This window comes from Telluria sp. AIW5 (genome assembly GCF_056680575.1).
In genome coordinates, this window is the sequence record NZ_CM155289.1 from 277292 (window position 1) to 292670 (window position 15379).

Here is a 15379-nt window from a genome sequence, read left to right on the forward strand (position 1 = left end):
GAGTACCTTGCTCCCTTTTCCTGGTCCCCGCTCAGCGGCGACGCCACACCATCCAGCGCTCCTGACCGCCGAAGACGGGCAGCGAATCGACGACCTCCCCTTCTTCGACCAGCGCGAAATGGGGCGTCAGCAACTCCTCCAGTCCCCCACGCGCGATGCCGAATGGCGGCCCTTTCGGTGAGGTGCCAAAAAAGAAGAAACCAGCCAACTGGCCGTCCGGCGCCAGCAGTTCCGCCCAGCGCGCCGCCACCCGCGGCCGCATGGCCGCGGGCATCGAACACAGGAAAGCGCGTTCGTAGACCAGGTCGAGGGTTCCCTGCGGTTGCCAGGCAAAGAAATCGGCTTCGACCACGCGCGGCGCCCACTGCCCGACCAGCGCACGTGCACGGCTCACCGCGGCCGGCGAAAAATCGATCGCCGTCGCGTCCCAGCCGGCATCCGCCAGGAAGGCAAGTTCGTAGCCGTTGCCGCATCCGGGTATCAACACCGTGCGTGGCGAGCGATCGCGTTCCACGTAATCGCGCAGCCCCTGCGGCACGCCTTTCAGATCCCAGGGTGTGAAGTCGCGCTCGAAGCGCTCATCCCAGAACCCGGGCGTGAGCGGATCGCGGCTGGCGAACGTGGGCGGCTCAGAGCGCGTGGCCATAGCGTGCGAATAAAGCGGCGCAGATGATGCCCGAGGCGATGCCGCCGGCAAGCCAGGCAACGAAGCCGATCAGGCGATTCGTGCGGCGCTGCTCCAGCACCAGCATGGTCAATAAATCCTGCGTGGCCGCATGCGGCTGGGCCTGGTGTTCGAGCGCGCGGTGCGCCAGGCGCGGCAGTTGCGGGAAGATATGGGCGTAGCGCGGCGCTTCGGCTTTCAACTTCTCGATCAGGCCGCGCCAGCCGATCTGCTCGCCCATCCAGCGCTCCAGATACGGTTTCGCAGTCTTCCACAAGTCCAGCTCGGGATCGAGCTGGCGCCCGAGACCTTCGATGTTCAGGAGGGTCTTTTGCAGCAGCACGAGTTGCGGCTGCACCTCGACATTGAAGCGGCGCGAGGTCTGGAACAGGCGCAATAAAATCTGACCGAAGGAAATGTCCTTCAATGGACGGTCGAAGATCGGCTCGCAGCAGGCGCGCACGGCCGATTCGAGTTCGTCGACGCGGGTATTCCTCGGCGCCCAGCCCGATTCGATGTGGGCCTCGGCGACACGTTTATAGTCGCGCCGGAAGAAGGCCAGGAAATTCTGCGACAAATAATCCTTGTCGAAGTCGTTCAGCGTGCCGACGATGCCGAAGTCGAGCGCGATATAGCGGCCAAAGGTTTCCGGCGCGACCGAGACCAGGATGTTACCCGGGTGCATATCGGCGTGGAAGAAACCGTCGCGGAAGACTTGCGTGAAAAAGATTTCGACGCCGTCGCTCGAGAGCTTTTTCAGGTCGACGCCCGCGGCTGCCAGGCGGTCGATCTGCGACACCGGGATGCCGTTCATGCGCTCCATGACGATCACGCTGCTGGAGCAATAGTCCCAGTACATTTCCGGGACCATCAGCAATTCGGAGTCGGCGAAATTGCGGCGCAGCTGGGCCGCATTCGCCGCTTCGCGCATCAGGTCGAGTTCGTCGTGCAGGTATTTGTCGAACTCGGCGACGACTTCGCGCGGTTTCAGGCGCCGGCTTTCGGCCCAGACGCGCTCGATCAACCCGGTCGCCATGTACATCAGCGCGATGTCTTCGTCGATCGTCTTTTTCATGCCCGGACGCAGCACCTTGATCGCTACTTCCTTGCCGTTCTTCAGCGTCGCGAAGTGAACCTGGGCAATCGAGGCCGAGGCCACCGGCACCGGATCGAAATTCGCGAACAGCTGGTCCGGATGGGCGCCGAGCGAGGCCGTGATCTGGGCGATGGCCTGGTCGGATGGAAAGGGGGGAACGCGGTCCTGCAGCAGGGAGAGCTCGTCCGCGATGTCCTGCGGCATCAGGTCGCGCCGGGTCGACAGCACCTGGCCGAACTTGATGAAGATCGGCCCCAGTTCTTCGAGGGCGAGACGCAGGCGGATCGCACGCGGGGTGGTGATCCGCTTGCGCCAGAAAAACATTCCGCTGACGAAGCGTGCGGTGCGCGGCGCATCGAAGCCGGACATTGCAATTTCATCGAGACCGTACTTGGTTGCGACCGTGAAAATTTTAAGCAGGCGCAGGAATTTCAATATCATCAGCTATCCAGGGTGTGGTCCCCGCTCGGGCGGGTTGTCGGAATGGGGGCTTGCTGGGGGGCTTGCGTGGGGGCTTGCCTGAGCAATTGCTCGAGCCGCGAAATGCGCTTGGCCGTGCGCTCGAGGTCGTCGCGCAGGCGCACCACATCGGCGCCGAACACATCGACTTCGCCGGGGCGGATCAGCACCGGCTGTTCCTCGACCAGGAATTCGGCCAGGTTCTCGGCCAGGCGGCGCCCGGTGGCGTTGACGTTATTCAAGGCGCTGCGCGCGCCGCCGGCCAGCCGGTTGGCGCCGATCGGCCCGAACAGGCGTTCCAGGTCGTGCTCGGGCTCCCAGCGCAGGCTACGGCTCAGCTGGGAAATCGCGTTGGCGAACTCGGCGTCGCCCTCGATGCGCACATAGGAAAAGGCGCGCTCGCGGTTCTGGGCGATCAGCGGCAAATCCGCCAGCTTGACGTGGATGGTGACGCTCGACACGGCTTGAGGCGTTGCTGCTTCGAGCAGGCCGTCGGCCGCCACGCGCAGGCGCAGCGCCAGGTGGCCGGTATCGATGACGGCGATCTTGCCGGCATGGCGCTGCAGCGACGCGCGCGCCCAGGCCTCGTCCGCCAGCAAGTGGTTGATCGTGGCGACGGCGGAGGCCGTCAGGGCGCGTTGCGGCGTCAGGAGTAAGGGGCTCGGGAACATAAGGGGTCGCTAAAAAACAAAACCGCCCGGTTGTTACGCGGGCGGTTTCGATCTTACCAGTTTGCCGGGGACAAACCCGAGCGCACGGGAAACTTTACAAAAAAATCACGCCAGTTGCTGAATGCCAGCCAACACCCAACCGGTGCTGCCCGACAGCGGCTTTTCCATGTTCCAGACTTCGGCCATGGGCTCGGCCGGGGCGTTCGGGGCGGTGCGGATCATGGCGTTGAACTGGACGCTGGCCAGGTAGTCGGTGGCCGTCGATTCGATGCCGAGCAGCTGGGCGTCGACCGATACGACATCGGTGAAGTCGGCTGTGCCGCCGCGTTCGACGATCTGCATCTTGAGTTCGGCGAATACTTCCGGCGTGGTGAACTCGCGCAGGTCGGCGACGTCGCCCTTGTCCCACGCGGCCTGCATGCGGATGAAGGAGGATTTCGCGTGGCGCAGGAAGGACTCGGTATCGAAGTCGGCCGGCACGCCCCATGGGGTGTGCGGCGCAGCGACGCCGCCCTTGTCCAGCGAAATGCCCGACGCAGGCTGGGAATGGCCGAACGACTGCGACTGAGGCTGGTACTGCTGCGGTTCGTAGTGCTGCGGCTGGTATTGCTGCTGCAGGCCGGACCCGATTTCAGGCGTGCCGCCAGCCGGTACCGGCTGGTTGAAACCGCCGCCCTGGAAGGGGGCGTTGGCCGGCGTGTCCTTGCGGCGGAACATGCGCACGACAAACATCACGGCAAAGGCGAGCAGCGCCAGCATCAGCAGGGTCGACAGCATCGAGGCCATGGCGCCGCCGATGCCGAGGTGCGAGAACAGGGCGCCAAGGCCGAGGCCGAGCAGCGCGCCGCCCAGCAGGCCCTTCCACATGCTCGGGCGCTTCGGCTGCATGGCACGCGCACCTGCGGCGCCGGCCATCGGCCCGGCGGGCGACGGCTGGGCCGCCTGGCGATTCATCGGCGTCATCGGGGCCGGCGCCGGGGCCGGCATCTGGCGCACCGTCTGCGACTGGCGGCCGAACGAGCGGCGGCCGCCCATCGGACGCGCAATGGCCTCCGACATCATTGCGGTGGCGGTCAGTGCCAGCACCATCGTGACCAGGAATTTCTTCATTATCGTCCCCTTAAAGTTTGATACCGGTGTGCAATGCCGCCACACCCGCCGTCAGGTTGAAGTACTGCACGCGCTCCAGGCCCGCGGTTTCCATCATGCCTTTCAAGGTTTCCTGGTCCGGGTGCATGCGGATCGACTCGGCCAGGTAACGGTAGCTTTCGGCGTCGCCGGCGATGCGCTGGCCCAGCCATGGCAGCACCGAGAACGAATACACGTCATACGGTTTTTGCAGCGGAGAAGCCACTTTCGAGAACTCCAGCACCAGCAGCTTGCCGCCGGGTTTCAGCACGCGGCGCATTTCCGCCAGCGCCTGGTCCTTGTGCGTCATGTTGCGCAGGCCGAAGGCCACGCTGACCCGGTCGAAATAATTGTCCGGGAAAGGCAGCTTTTCGGCGTCACACAGCAAGGTGGGGGTGACGAGACCCTTATTCAATAGACGGTCGCGGCCCACGCGCAGCATCGACTCGTTGATGTCGGTCAGCCAGACCTCCCCGCTCGGCCCCGCCTGCTTCGCGAAGGCCTTCGACAAGTCCCCGGTGCCGCCGGCGATGTCGAGCACCTTGAAGCCCGGACGCACGCCCGCCTGGGCGATGGTAAAAGTCTTCCAGATGCGGTGCAGGCCGCCGGACATGAGGTCGTTCATGACGTCGTACTTGGCCGCGACGGAATGGAAAACCTTGGCGACCTCGTGGACCTTCTCGTCCTCGGAAACGGTCTTGTAGCCGAAATGGGTGGTATTGGTCATATGGCGATGGCTGTTTGATCTTGCCACATTATACAAGCGTGCCCGCCACGGGGCGCCCGCCGCGCCCGTGCATCGGTGCGACGGAAGTTTGTTGCCTCTTGTATAATCCCTTCCTGCGCAATACATTTACCTTACGGCAATAACTATTTTCGATGCGAACGCGGACCCGCTTCCTGCTGCTTGTGCTGTCGATACTGGTCCCCTCGTTCATCGCGGCGGCGCTTGCGGTTGCCTACGTCTATCACGATGCCCAGGAAGCGCAGAACCGCAGCATGGCCGAGACCGCGCGGGCGATGGCGCTGCTGATCGATAACGAGCTCGAGACGGAGGAAACGCTGCTGCGGGCCCTGGCCAGGGCGCCCTCGCTCGAACGCGGCGACCTGCCTGAATTCTACGAACATGCGCGCCGCGCCGCGCCGCCGCCGGGATTGGCCGTGATCCTGTTCGGCCTGGACGGACGGCCCCTGCTCAATACCCGTCGGCCCTACGGCGCCCCACTGCCGGGGCGCAGCGGTTCGAACCTGGCACAGCTGACGGCACGCTACGGCGCCAGGCGCACGCTGGTGTCGGACCTGTTCATGTCGCAGGTGGGCGGGCGTTACGATTTCGCGGTGCAGGTACCGGTCATGTCGGGCGAGCGGATCCGCTACCTGCTGGCCTCGGGCGTGAACGCCAGCGCGCTGCAGCGCATGCTGATGCGCCAGCGCCTGCCCGAGAAATGGCTCGCCACCGTGGTCGACCGCCAGGGCATCGTGATTGCGCGCTCGCGCGATTCCGACCTGTTCATGGGCAAGCTGGTGCGCGCGGCAACGCTGGCGCGCCTGGGCGTGCCCGGCGACCAGGTGTACGAATCGCGCACGCTCGACGGCATCGACTCGCGTGTGTTCGCCAGCACCGTCCCGTCGGCCGGCTGGAAAATCCTGCTCAGCATCCCGAGCAGCGAACTGCGGGCCGCGCCCCTGCGCGGGGCCGCCCTGCTCGGTGGCCTGATGGCGCTGCTGCTGATCGCCGGCCTGGCCGCGGCGCACCGCTTCGCCAACCGCGCCATCGCACCGATCGAAGCGCTCGGGCACAGTGCGAAGGCGCTGGGCGACGGCGCCGAGGTGCGCTATGCGCCGGCCGGCTGGGCCGAGCTCGACAGCGTGGCGCACCACCTGGCCGAGGCCAGCACCCGCATCCGCCATGGCCAGGCCGAGATGGAAGCGCGCGTCGCCGCGGCGATCGCCGCCACCGAGCGGGCCCAGAGCGCGCTCCTGAAAAACCAGAAGCTCGAAGCCCTCGGCCGCCTCACCGGCGGCATCGCCCACGAGTACAACAACCTGCTGCAGACGCTGACCACGGCGCTGCAGCTGGCCGGATTTTCGACGCGCGAGGAAAAGACGCGCAGCCTGATCCAGACCTGCCAGCGCACGGTGGCGCGCGCGACCACCCTCACCGGCCAGCTCGGCTCCTTCGGCCGGCTGCAGGAAGCGAGACTCACCACGGTCGACGTCTGCGAGCAGTTGCGCAGCGCCGTCCAGCTGATGAAAGGTTCGCTGCGCGGGGACGTCGCCGTCGAAGTCCATTGTGCGGACGATGTCTGGCCGGTGACGCTCGAACCGCTGCAGTTCGACGTCGCGCTGCTGAACCTGGCGCTGAATGCGCGCGACGCGATGCCGGCCGGCGGCCTGCTGCGCCTGGAAGCGCGCAACGTCGCCATCGACGGCGCCCACGACACGCTCGAACGCGGCGACTATGTGCTGGTCAGCATGGTCGACAGCGGCAGCGGCATGACGCCGGCGATCATGGGCCGCGCCCTCGACCCCTTCTTCACGACCAAGCCGCCGGGCCAGGGCACGGGCCTGGGGCTGCCGCAGGCCTACGCCTTTGCGACTCAGGCCGGCGGCACCCTGGTCCTCGACAGCATTCCCGGCATCGGCACCCGTGTCGACCTCTACCTGGCGCGCGCCCGCGACGAGGTCGCCACCGCGCTTGAGGTCGACGGCGGCGCCACGCTCGCGCACGGTAGCGGCACCGTCCTGTTCGTGGAAGACGACGCCCTGGTGCGCGAGGCCGTGATGCGCGCGCTGATGGAGAGCGGGTTCGAGGTACTGGTCGCCGAGGATGGCGAAGCGGCGCTGCGCCTGCTCGACGACGGCATGCGCCGTCCGGACGTGGTGTTTTCGGATATCGTCATGCCGGGCCAGGTGAGCGGGATCGACCTCGCCGGCATCCTGCGCGAGCGCCATCCCGGCCTGCCGGTGATCCTGGCGACCGGCTACACGGAGCAGCAGGTCGCACTGCCCGACGTGCAGGTGCTACCGAAACCGTATGCGATCGAAGCGCTGGTGGCGATCCTGTCGAAGGCGACAGCGAAGGCCTGATTCGAGGCGAATTGCTCGGCTTCCGGCAACTATTATTGCGCTTCAGAACGGGCTCGGTATCGAGGGCATTTTTCTGTCGTTCCACTCCAACGCGACAGTAAAAATGATCACCGAATTGTGCTTCACATCGATGAAATTATGCCTATAATCATTTCGCTTTGTTAAGACAGTCGCAGGCGTCATTCGTGGTTCCCGACAAGCTGAAACAAGGCACATTACAATAAACTCTTGGGGAATAAAATGACGACTGGCACTGTTAAGTGGTTCAACGATGCAAAAGGTTTTGGTTTCATCACGCCTGACGGCGGCGGTGAAGACCTGTTCGCGCACTTCTCGGCAATCAACGCCCCGGGCTTCAAATCCCTGGCCGAAAATCAGCGCGTGAGCTTCGAGATCACCACTGGCCCGAAGGGCAAACAGGCTGCCAATATCCAGCCGCAGTGATGTTCGGACGGCGTGGCTGCTTCGGCGGCTGACGCGGTTTGAGTCATAAAAAAGCGCCTCTTGGGGCGCTTTTTTTATGGGTAATTGATGGAGCGCGAATGCGGTGGCGTTGCAACGCGCGGGCATGCCCGCCCTACGTTACACAGCGGTTCCGTCAACTAGCAATGGGCAGTGGTGCACCGTAGGGCGGGCATGCCCGCGCGGGTCGTACGTATCCGCTGCAGCTCAGTGGCTGTGGCCACTCCCGCAAACACCCCCACGCACCAGCGCGCCCGGCAACACCGTACCCGGCGCGCGCCCGCTGTCGCCCTCGAACCCGGCGGCGTGCAGGCGATTCATGTAATCGAGCCATAGCGCCTCATGCTCGCTGCCCAGCTTGTACAAATAATCCCAGGTAAAAATGCCGCTTTCGTGGCCATCGGTGAACAGCGGTTTTACCGCATAGTTCCCGACCGGCTCGACGCCGCGGATGCCGACGTCGCGTTTGCCCACTTGCAGGGTTTCCTGGCCTGGGCCGTGGCCTTTCACTTCGGCCGATGGCGAATACACGCGCATCAGTTCGAAAGGAATCGAGAAGGCGCGGCCGTCATCGAAGGCGATGTCGAGCAGGCGGGACTTCTGGTGGACGGTCAGTTCGGTTGGAATCGGCATGGCGGGTCTTCAGGCTTTATTCAAACGCCGCGCGATGGCGTCGGCTAGTTGCGGCAACAGCGCACGCCGTGCGTCGAGCACGGCGGCGTCGGTTTCGCGCACCGCGTTCGCCCACACGGGCGCCGGGAAGTGCGCGTCGTCAGTGTAGCGCGGGATGACGTGCCAGTGCATGTGCGGCACGACGTTGCCCAGGCTGGCGACGTTGATTTTGGTGGGCGCCATCACCTCGCGCAGCGCCTGCTCGACTTCGATCACGGCATCGTTCAGCAGGGAGCGGTCCGCGCGTGAAAGGTCGCTCATCTCGCGCACGTGCGCACGCCAGATGACGCGGCAAAAGCCCGGGTAGTGCGCATCGTCCACGATGATCACCGAGAACTTGTCGTTCTCGGCCACGGTCGGCACGCGCAATGCGCACAGCTCGCAGTCCTGCACGACGCCGTTCCCAAGGCTCATACCAGCACCCGCTCGATGCCGCCGTTGTTGGCGCGCGCCACGTAATCCGGCAGCCAGTTCTCGCCCAGCAGGTGCTTCGCGATTTCGACGACGATGTAATCGCTCGACGTATTCGCGTCATTGTCGTAGCGCGACAGGCCCTGCAGGCAGGATGGGCAGCTGGTCAGGATCTTGACCTCGCCTTCGAAGCCGTCTTCACGCAGTTTCGCGGCGCCCTTTTCCATCTCGCTTTCCTTGCGGTAGCGGACCTGGGTCGCGATGTCCGGACGCGTCACGGCAAAGGTACCGGACTCGCCGCAGCAGCGGTCGTTCTTTTCGATCTTCACATTGTCGAAAGTGGACACCAGCTCGTTCACGGTCTTGATCGAATCCTGCATCTTCATCGGCGTGTGGCAAGGGTCGTGGTACATGTAACGCGTACCTTCGACGCCTTCGAGCTTCACGCCCTTCTCGAGCAGGTATTCGTGGATGTCCATGATGCGGCAGCCCGGGAAGATCTTGTCGAATTCATAGGTCGCCAATTGATCGTAGCAGGTGCCACACGAAACGAGGACCGTCTTGATGTCGAGGTAGTTCAGGGTGTTCGCCATGCGGTGGAACAGCACGCGGTTATCCGTCATCATCTTGTCGGCCTTGTCGTACTGGCCGGCGCCGCGTTGCGGATAGCCGCAGCACAGGTAACCCGGCGGCAGCACGGTTTGCACGCCGACTTCCCACAACATCGCCTGGGTCGCGAGGCCCACCTGCGAGAACAGGCGCTCGGAACCGCAGCCAGGGAAGTAGAACACCGCTTCGCTGTCGGCATTCGTTGCCTTCGGATTGCGGATGATCGGGATGACCTTGTCGTCCTCGATATCGAGCAGCGCGCGCGCCGTCTTCTTCGGCAAATTCCCCGGCATCTTCTTGTTGATGAAGTGGATCACCTGCTCGCGCACCGGCGCCTTGCCGGTGGTCGGCGGCGGCGCCGCGGTCTGGTCCTTCGCGAATTTGCGCAGGAGCTGGTTGCCCAGGCGCTGCGCCTTGAAGCCGACGCCGACCATCGCCTTGCGCGTGGCGTTGATCGTGGTCGGATCGGTCGCGTTCAGGAAGAACATGGCGGCGCGGTTGGCCGGTTTGAAGCTGCGCTTGTCCATCTTGCGCAGCAAATTGCGCATGTTCATCGAGACGTCGCCGAAGTCGATGTTCACCGGGCACGGCGTCACGCACTTGTGGCACACGGTGCAGTGGTCCGACACGTCCTCGAACTCTTCCCAGTGGCGGATCGACACGCCGCGGCGGGTCTGCTCTTCGTACAGGAAGGCTTCGATCAGGGCCGAGGTGGCGAGAATCTTGTCGCGTGGCGAATACAGCAGGTTCGACTGCGGCACGTGCGTCGTGCAGACCGGCTTGCACTTACCGCAGCGCAGGCAGTCCTTGATGCTGTTCGCGATCTCGCCGATATCGCTCTGCTGCATGATCAGCGATTCGTGGCCCATCAGGCCAAACGAAGGCGTGTAGGCGTTGCGCAGGTCGGCGTGGGCTTCCTTCAGGTTGAGCAGCTTGCCCTTGTTGAAGCGGCCTTCCGGGTCGACCCGCAGTTTGTAGTCGCGGAATTCCTGGATCTCGTCGTCCGTCAAAAACTCCAGCTTGGTGATGCCGATGCCGTGCTCGCCCGAGATCACGCCGTCCAGCGAGCGCGCCAGCTTCATGATGCGCTCGACGGCTTTATGCGCGTCCTGCAGCATCGCGTAATCGTCCGAATTCACCGGCAGGTTCGTGTGCACGTTGCCGTCGCCGGCGTGCATGTGCAGCGCCACGAAGACGCGCGAGCGCAGTACCCGCTTGTGGATCGCGGTCGTCTCGTCGAGGATGCATTTATAAGCCGCACCGTTGAAGATCTGGCGCAGCGGCGCGCGCAAATCTGCTTTCCACGAGATGCGCAGCGTGTGGTCCTGCACCACGTCGAACAGGGTGGCGTCGGGCTGGCTGCCGATGCGCAGGTCGAAGGTGCTGGATAAATGACCGAGGCCGAGTTCATCGAGCTGGTGATGGATATCGACCAGCTTCTGGTCGAGGTTCGCCAGCACATAGGTCCAGCGCGCCTGCACGCTGTCGACCAGGGCCACGGCCTGCTCCGGCCTGTCTCCCATGATTTCGTCGCGCGCGACGGTATCGCCGGTGGCGTCGTCGCTTTTTTCCAGCGGCAGGTGGCCGCCCGACAAATACGTGTGCAGTTCGCCGGCCAGTTGCAGTTTATTTTTGATCGACAGCTCGACGTTGATGCGCTCGATGCCGTCGGTGTATTCGCCCATCCGGTTCAGCGGGATGACGACGTCCTCGTTGATTTTAAAGGCGTTGGTGTGGCGCGCGATCGCCGCGGTGCGGGCGCGATCGAGCCAGAATTTCTTACGCGCTTCGGCGCTGACGGCGACAAAGCCTTCGCCGACGCGCGTGTTCGCGATGCGCACCACTTCCGAGGCGGCGATCGCGACGGCGTTCTCGTCGTCGCCGACGATGTCGCCGAACAGCGCCATTTTCGGCAGCGTGCCGCGCTTCGATTTGGTGGCGTAGCCGACTGCGCGCAGGTAGCGCTCATCGAGGTGTTCCAGGCCGGCGAGGCGCAGGCTTTCGAATTCCGGCTTGCCGTTCTTCGGCAGCGAATCGAGGTAGTCCTTGATCTCGACGATCGACGGAATCGCGTCGCGCGCCTGGCCGAAGAATTCCAGCGCCACGGTGCGCGTAAACTTCGGCATCTTGTGCAGGATCCAGCGGCCCGAGGTAATCAAACCATCGGTGCCCTCTTTCTGGATGCCCGGCAGGCCGGACAGGAATTTGTCGGTGACGTCCTTGCCCAAGCCCTCTTTACGGAACTTGCGGCCCTCGATGGTCAGCGTCTCGGTGCGGAAGGGCTCGCCCTTCGGCGCGCCTTTGGTCGACGGATGGGTCCATTCGAGCTTGAAGACGGCCGTCGGCGCGTCGTGGATTTTGCCGAGGTTGTGCTCGAGGCGCGTGACTTCGAGCCAGTCGCCGTTCGGGTCGACCATGCGCCACGAAGCCAGGTTATCGAGCGCCGTGCCCCACAACACCGCCTTCTTGCCGCCCGCGTTCATGGCGATATTCCCGCCGATGCAGGACGCGTGCGCCGAGGTCGGGTCGACCGCGAACACGAAGCCGGCCTTTTCGGCCGCCTGCGAGACGCGCTGGGTGACGACGCCGGCGCCGGTGTGGATGGTCGCGTAGTCGCGGTCCAGGCCCGGCAGGCGCGTCATCTCGACTTCGCCCAGGCCGATCAGTTTTTCCGTGTTGATCACGGCCGACATGGCGGTGAGCGGAATCGCGCCGCCCGTGTAGCCGGTGCCGCCGCCGCGCGGGATGATGGTCAGTCCGAGTTCGATGCAGCCTTTGACCAGGCCGGCCATCTCTTCTTCGCTGTCGGGCACCAGCACCAGGAAGGGATATTCGACGCGCCAGTCGGTGGCATCGGTCACGTGCGAGACGCGGTGCATGCCGTCGAAACGGATGTTGCGTTTATCCGTGTAGGCGCCGAGCACGGTTTTCGCGCGCTTGCGCAGGTCGTACATCTCGCGGAACTCGCGGCCGAAGTCGTCGACGGCCTGGGTTGCGGCCGCCAGCAACTGCTCGACGGCGCTGCTGCGTGCGGCGACTGCCGCGGCGTCGCCACCGTCGGTGGTGTCGACCGTCAACCGGCGCTTATCCACTTCGGCCAGGCGGTGATGCAGCGCATCGATCAGTTTTTGGCGGCGCTTCGGGTTGTCCAGCATGTCGTCCTGCAGGTACGGGTTTCGCCGTACCACCCAGATATCGCCCAGCACCTCGTACAGCATGCGCGCCGAGCGCCCGGTCTGGCGCGCGCCGCGCAGCTGGTCGAGCAGCTGCCACGACGACTCGCCGAGCAGGCGGATCACGATTTCGCGGTCCGAGAACGAGGTGTAGTTATAAGGAATTTCGCGCAGGCGCGCCGGTGCGTTATCGGCGAGCAGGGTCTGGATATGTACTGGGGCGTTCATAATATGAAGAGACGTTGGACTGGCCCGAAGGACAACCATTCTAGCTTATTGCGCCGCACAACGCTGGGCCTGGACAATTTCCTTCCGAGCCGACAGGCAACAAAATGTGCAAGGAGGGCCTCCGATGCAAATTAGATTTGCAAAAACATCCTTCCAGGCATCAAAAGTAAGCCTCAGGAGCCGCCAACCCAAATCGTGGGTGGGCGGCTCCACCCTGCTGGCTGCTCATTGGCTGCGTGTGCGCAGCCCACGCGTTCAACCCAGGCCCGCCCCGCCACACCGCTTCACGAAGCCCTCCACGCACAGCCGCGAAATCCTCACCCCGTGATCCGCGTGATCATGTCCCCTACCCGCCGCCAGAAATCGTCCGGCACGTACAGCAGTATCGCCGTCATGGTGATATACCTCCCGAACTTCCCGATCGCCATGTACATCACGCTCGACCAGAACGGCAAATGCAGCCACCCCGCCAGCGTGCACAGCGGATCGCCAATCCCGGGCACCCAGGACAGCAGCATGGTCTTCGACCCATACTTCGCCAGCCAGCCGAACCAGCGGCTCTGGCGTTCCCGTGCAAAGGCGATCTTCGCCCGGTAGCCGATCAGGTAATCGACCGCCCCGCCGAGCGTGTTGCCGATGGTGGCGACGATGATCGCCGGCCAGAACATCGCCTCGTTGGCTTTCACGACCGCGAACACGGCCGGCTCGGAACCGAGCGGCACCAGCGTGGCCGAGACGAATGCGATGAGAAAGACCGACGTGAGCCCGACTGTGGGAGCGGCGAGGACCTTGAGCAGCCAGAGGACAGCGGTTTCGATCATCGGTAGAGGTTCGGCAGTTGGAGAGGTCCATTATAATGAGGAAAAACCATCGCCCCGACACGATACGACGTGCCTGCAACCCAGGGCTTCGCATCGCACTGCGACCCAGGTCACCCGCCCCGGTCAACAGTCTCACGTCACAGGAACCAGGACACTGGCCACACACCCTCCTATTCCCGCTTTTAAGCTGACCATGACCACCGACTACCTCAAGAAAATCCTCACCGCGCGCGTCTACGACGTCGCCGAGGAAACGCCGCTCGAACTCGCCCCCACCCTGTCGCAGCGCTTCGGCAACCGCATCTATTTCAAGCGCGAGGACATGCAGAGCGTGTTCAGTTTTAAACTGCGCGGCGCCTACAACAAGATGGCTCACCTGTCGCAGGAAGCACTGAACCGCGGCGTGATCTGCGCCTCGGCCGGCAACCACGCGCAGGGGGTCGCCTTGTCCGCCGCCCGCCTCGGCTGCCGCGCGCTGATCGTGATGCCGACCACGACGCCGCAAGTGAAAATCGACGCGGTCAAGTCGCGCGGCGGCAATGCGGTCGAGGTCGTGCTGCATGGCGATTCCTATACCGACGCCTACAACCACGCGATCACGCTCGAGCGCGAGCAGAAGCTGACCTTCGTGCACCCCTTCGACGACCCGGACGTGATTGCCGGCCAGGGCACGATCGGCATGGAGATCCTGCGCCAGCATTCGAGCCCGATCCACGCGATTTTCGTCGCCATCGGCGGCGGCGGCCTGATCGCGGGCATCGGCGCCTATGTGAAAGCGGTGCGGCCGGACATCAAGATCATCGGCGTGCAGTCGATCGACTCGGACGCGATGGCGAAGAGCCTGAAAGCGGGCGAGCGCATCACGCTGCCGGACGTCGGCCTGTTCTCGGACGGCACCGCGGTGCGCCTGGTCGGAGAAGAAACCTTCCGCCTGGCGAAGGAAGTCGTGGACGAGATCATCCTGGTCGACACCGACGCGATCTGCGCGGCGATCCAGGACGTGTTCCAGGACACGCGTTCGATCCTGGAGCCGGCCGGCGCACTGGCGATCGCCGGCGCCAAGGCCTATGTCGAACGCTCGCAGATGGCGCGCCAGCCCGTGAAAAACGAGACCCTGGTGGCGGTCGCCTGCGGCGCCAACATGAATTTCGACCGCCTGCGCTTTGTCGCCGAGCGCGCCGAACTGGGCGAAGCGCGCGAGGCCGTGTTCGCGGTGACGATCCCCGAGCAGCGCGGCAGCTTCAAACGTTTCTGTTCGCTGGTCGGCCCGCGCAACGTCACCGAGTTTACGTATCGCATCAGCGACGAGCGCCAGGCGCACGTGTTCGTGGGCGTGCAGGTCGGCAGCCGCGGCGAGTCGGGCCTGCTGGCCCACACCTTCGAGCAGCACGATTTCGCCACGCTCGACCTCACCCACGACGAGCTGGCCAAGCTGCACATCCGCCACCTGGTCGGCGGCAAGAGCGCGCTGGCGCAGGACGAGCTGCTGTACCGCTTCGAATTCCCCGAGCGGCCGGGCGCGCTGATGCGCTTCCTCGACAGCATGGCGCCGAACTGGAATATCTCGCTGTTCCATTACCGCAACCAGGGGGGCGACGTGGGGCGCATCCTGGTCGGCTTGCAGGTGCCGGGCGGGGAGATGGATGAATTCCGGCAGTTCCTGGCGACGCTGGGGTACCGGTATTGGGACGAGACGGCGAATCCGGTTTATAAATTGTTTTTGTGATGGGTCCGGGACGCGGCGCTTGCCGTTGCGGTGACGTAGGGTGGTCGGCTCCACCCTGACGCGTGATCATTGGCAACGTGTGCGCCGCCCACACGTTCAAGCGGCGCCGGAAACCTCGCGCCATGTTGACGTGCGTTGAACGCGTGGGCGGCGCACACGCAGCGTCGAT

12 protein-coding genes are annotated in these 15379 nt (G+C 64.4%); 3 read left to right on the top strand and 9 right to left on the bottom strand.

The features are described 5' to 3' along the window. Positions 1-31 precede the first annotated feature (31 nt). From AC1MEM_RS01230 to ubiE, 5 genes are all read right to left on the bottom strand, one after another. Positions 32-646, bottom strand: coding sequence for a methyltransferase domain-containing protein (locus AC1MEM_RS01230; protein ID WP_499474879.1), 615 nt, complete (start codon positions 644-646; stop codon positions 32-34). Further along, positions 630-2201 carry a ubiquinone biosynthesis regulatory protein kinase UbiB gene (ubiB, locus tag AC1MEM_RS01235; RefSeq protein WP_499474880.1) on the bottom strand — a complete coding sequence of 524 codons (1572 nt, stop codon included), beginning with the start codon at positions 2199-2201 and terminating at the stop codon, positions 630-632. Before ubiB ends, AC1MEM_RS01230 begins: the two co-directional genes overlap by 17 nt. Beyond that, a complete protein-coding gene (locus AC1MEM_RS01240; RefSeq protein ID WP_499474881.1) occupies positions 2201-2890 on the bottom strand; it encodes a ubiquinone biosynthesis accessory factor UbiJ in 690 nt (229 codons plus the stop codon). Before AC1MEM_RS01240 ends, ubiB begins: the two co-directional genes overlap by 1 nt. Positions 2891-2995: 105 nt before the next feature. After that, positions 2996-4000, bottom strand: a complete 1005-nt coding sequence (locus AC1MEM_RS01245; protein ID WP_499474882.1) for a Tim44 domain-containing protein — start codon at positions 3998-4000, stop codon at positions 2996-2998. 10 nt (positions 4001-4010) lie between these two features. After that, a complete protein-coding gene (gene ubiE / locus AC1MEM_RS01250; protein WP_499474883.1) occupies positions 4011-4745 on the bottom strand; it encodes a bifunctional demethylmenaquinone methyltransferase/2-methoxy-6-polyprenyl-1,4-benzoquinol methylase UbiE in 735 nt (244 codons plus the stop codon). Positions 4746-4897: 152 nt separating this feature from the next. On the opposite strand from ubiE, the gene AC1MEM_RS01255 reads away from it, so the two are divergent. After that, on the top strand, positions 4898-7108 hold the full coding sequence (locus AC1MEM_RS01255) for a hybrid sensor histidine kinase/response regulator (RefSeq protein WP_499474884.1): 2211 nt from the start codon (positions 4898-4900) through the stop codon (positions 7106-7108). A 240-nt stretch (positions 7109-7348) separates the two neighbouring features. Further along, the gene (locus AC1MEM_RS01260; RefSeq protein WP_435760705.1) at positions 7349-7552 is read left to right on the top strand and encodes a cold-shock protein; all 204 of its coding nucleotides are present in this window, start codon (positions 7349-7351) and stop codon (positions 7550-7552) included. A 225-nt stretch (positions 7553-7777) separates the two neighbouring features. On the opposite strand, the gene AC1MEM_RS01265 is transcribed toward AC1MEM_RS01260, so the two are convergent. The 4 genes from AC1MEM_RS01265 to AC1MEM_RS01280 form a co-directional block, all read right to left on the bottom strand. After that, complete coding sequence (locus tag AC1MEM_RS01265; protein WP_499474885.1) at positions 7778-8203, bottom strand: gamma-butyrobetaine hydroxylase family protein; 426 nt, start codon at positions 8201-8203, stop codon at positions 7778-7780. A gap of 9 nt (positions 8204-8212) precedes the next feature. Continuing rightward, positions 8213-8656 (bottom strand): HIT family protein, encoded by a 444-nt coding sequence (locus AC1MEM_RS01270; protein ID WP_499474886.1) that lies wholly within the window; start codon positions 8654-8656, stop codon positions 8213-8215. Next, complete coding sequence (locus AC1MEM_RS01275) at positions 8653-12663, bottom strand: DUF3683 domain-containing protein (RefSeq protein WP_499474887.1); 4011 nt, start codon at positions 12661-12663, stop codon at positions 8653-8655. Before AC1MEM_RS01275 ends, AC1MEM_RS01270 begins: the two co-directional genes overlap by 4 nt. A 317-nt stretch (positions 12664-12980) precedes the next feature. Continuing rightward, positions 12981-13484 (bottom strand): YqaA family protein, encoded by a 504-nt coding sequence (locus AC1MEM_RS01280; RefSeq protein ID WP_499474888.1) that lies wholly within the window; start codon positions 13482-13484, stop codon positions 12981-12983. A gap of 193 nt (positions 13485-13677) precedes the next feature. On the opposite strand from AC1MEM_RS01280, the gene ilvA reads away from it, so the two are divergent. Further along, positions 13678-15210, top strand: coding sequence for a threonine ammonia-lyase, biosynthetic (ilvA, locus tag AC1MEM_RS01285; protein WP_499474889.1), 1533 nt, complete (start codon positions 13678-13680; stop codon positions 15208-15210). Positions 15211-15379 lie beyond the last annotated feature (169 nt).

Excerpts from the sequence above, each read along its gene's own strand:
- ubiB (WP_499474880.1), bottom strand. The coding sequence starts at position 2,201 with ATGATATTGAAATTCCTGCGCCTGCTTAAAATTTTCACGGTCGCAACC.
- ubiE (WP_499474883.1), bottom strand. The coding sequence starts at position 4,745 with ATGACCAATACCACCCATTTCGGCTACAAGACCGTTTCCGAGGACGAG.
- AC1MEM_RS01245 (WP_499474882.1), bottom strand. The coding sequence starts at position 4,000 with ATGAAGAAATTCCTGGTCACGATGGTGCTGGCACTGACCGCCACCGCA.
- AC1MEM_RS01240 (WP_499474881.1), bottom strand. The coding sequence starts at position 2,890 with ATGTTCCCGAGCCCCTTACTCCTGACGCCGCAACGCGCCCTGACGGCC.
- ilvA (WP_499474889.1), top strand. The coding sequence starts at position 13,678 with ATGACCACCGACTACCTCAAGAAAATCCTCACCGCGCGCGTCTACGAC.
- AC1MEM_RS01260 (WP_435760705.1), top strand. The coding sequence starts at position 7,349 with ATGACGACTGGCACTGTTAAGTGGTTCAACGATGCAAAAGGTTTTGGT.
- AC1MEM_RS01280 (WP_499474888.1), bottom strand. The coding sequence starts at position 13,484 with ATGATCGAAACCGCTGTCCTCTGGCTGCTCAAGGTCCTCGCCGCTCCC.
- AC1MEM_RS01230 (WP_499474879.1), bottom strand. The coding sequence starts at position 646 with ATGGCCACGCGCTCTGAGCCGCCCACGTTCGCCAGCCGCGATCCGCTC.
- AC1MEM_RS01275 (WP_499474887.1), bottom strand. The coding sequence starts at position 12,663 with ATGAACGCCCCAGTACATATCCAGACCCTGCTCGCCGATAACGCACCG.
- AC1MEM_RS01270 (WP_499474886.1), bottom strand. The coding sequence starts at position 8,656 with ATGAGCCTTGGGAACGGCGTCGTGCAGGACTGCGAGCTGTGCGCATTG.
- AC1MEM_RS01265 (WP_499474885.1), bottom strand. The coding sequence starts at position 8,203 with ATGCCGATTCCAACCGAACTGACCGTCCACCAGAAGTCCCGCCTGCTC.
- AC1MEM_RS01255 (WP_499474884.1), top strand. The coding sequence starts at position 4,898 with ATGCGAACGCGGACCCGCTTCCTGCTGCTTGTGCTGTCGATACTGGTC.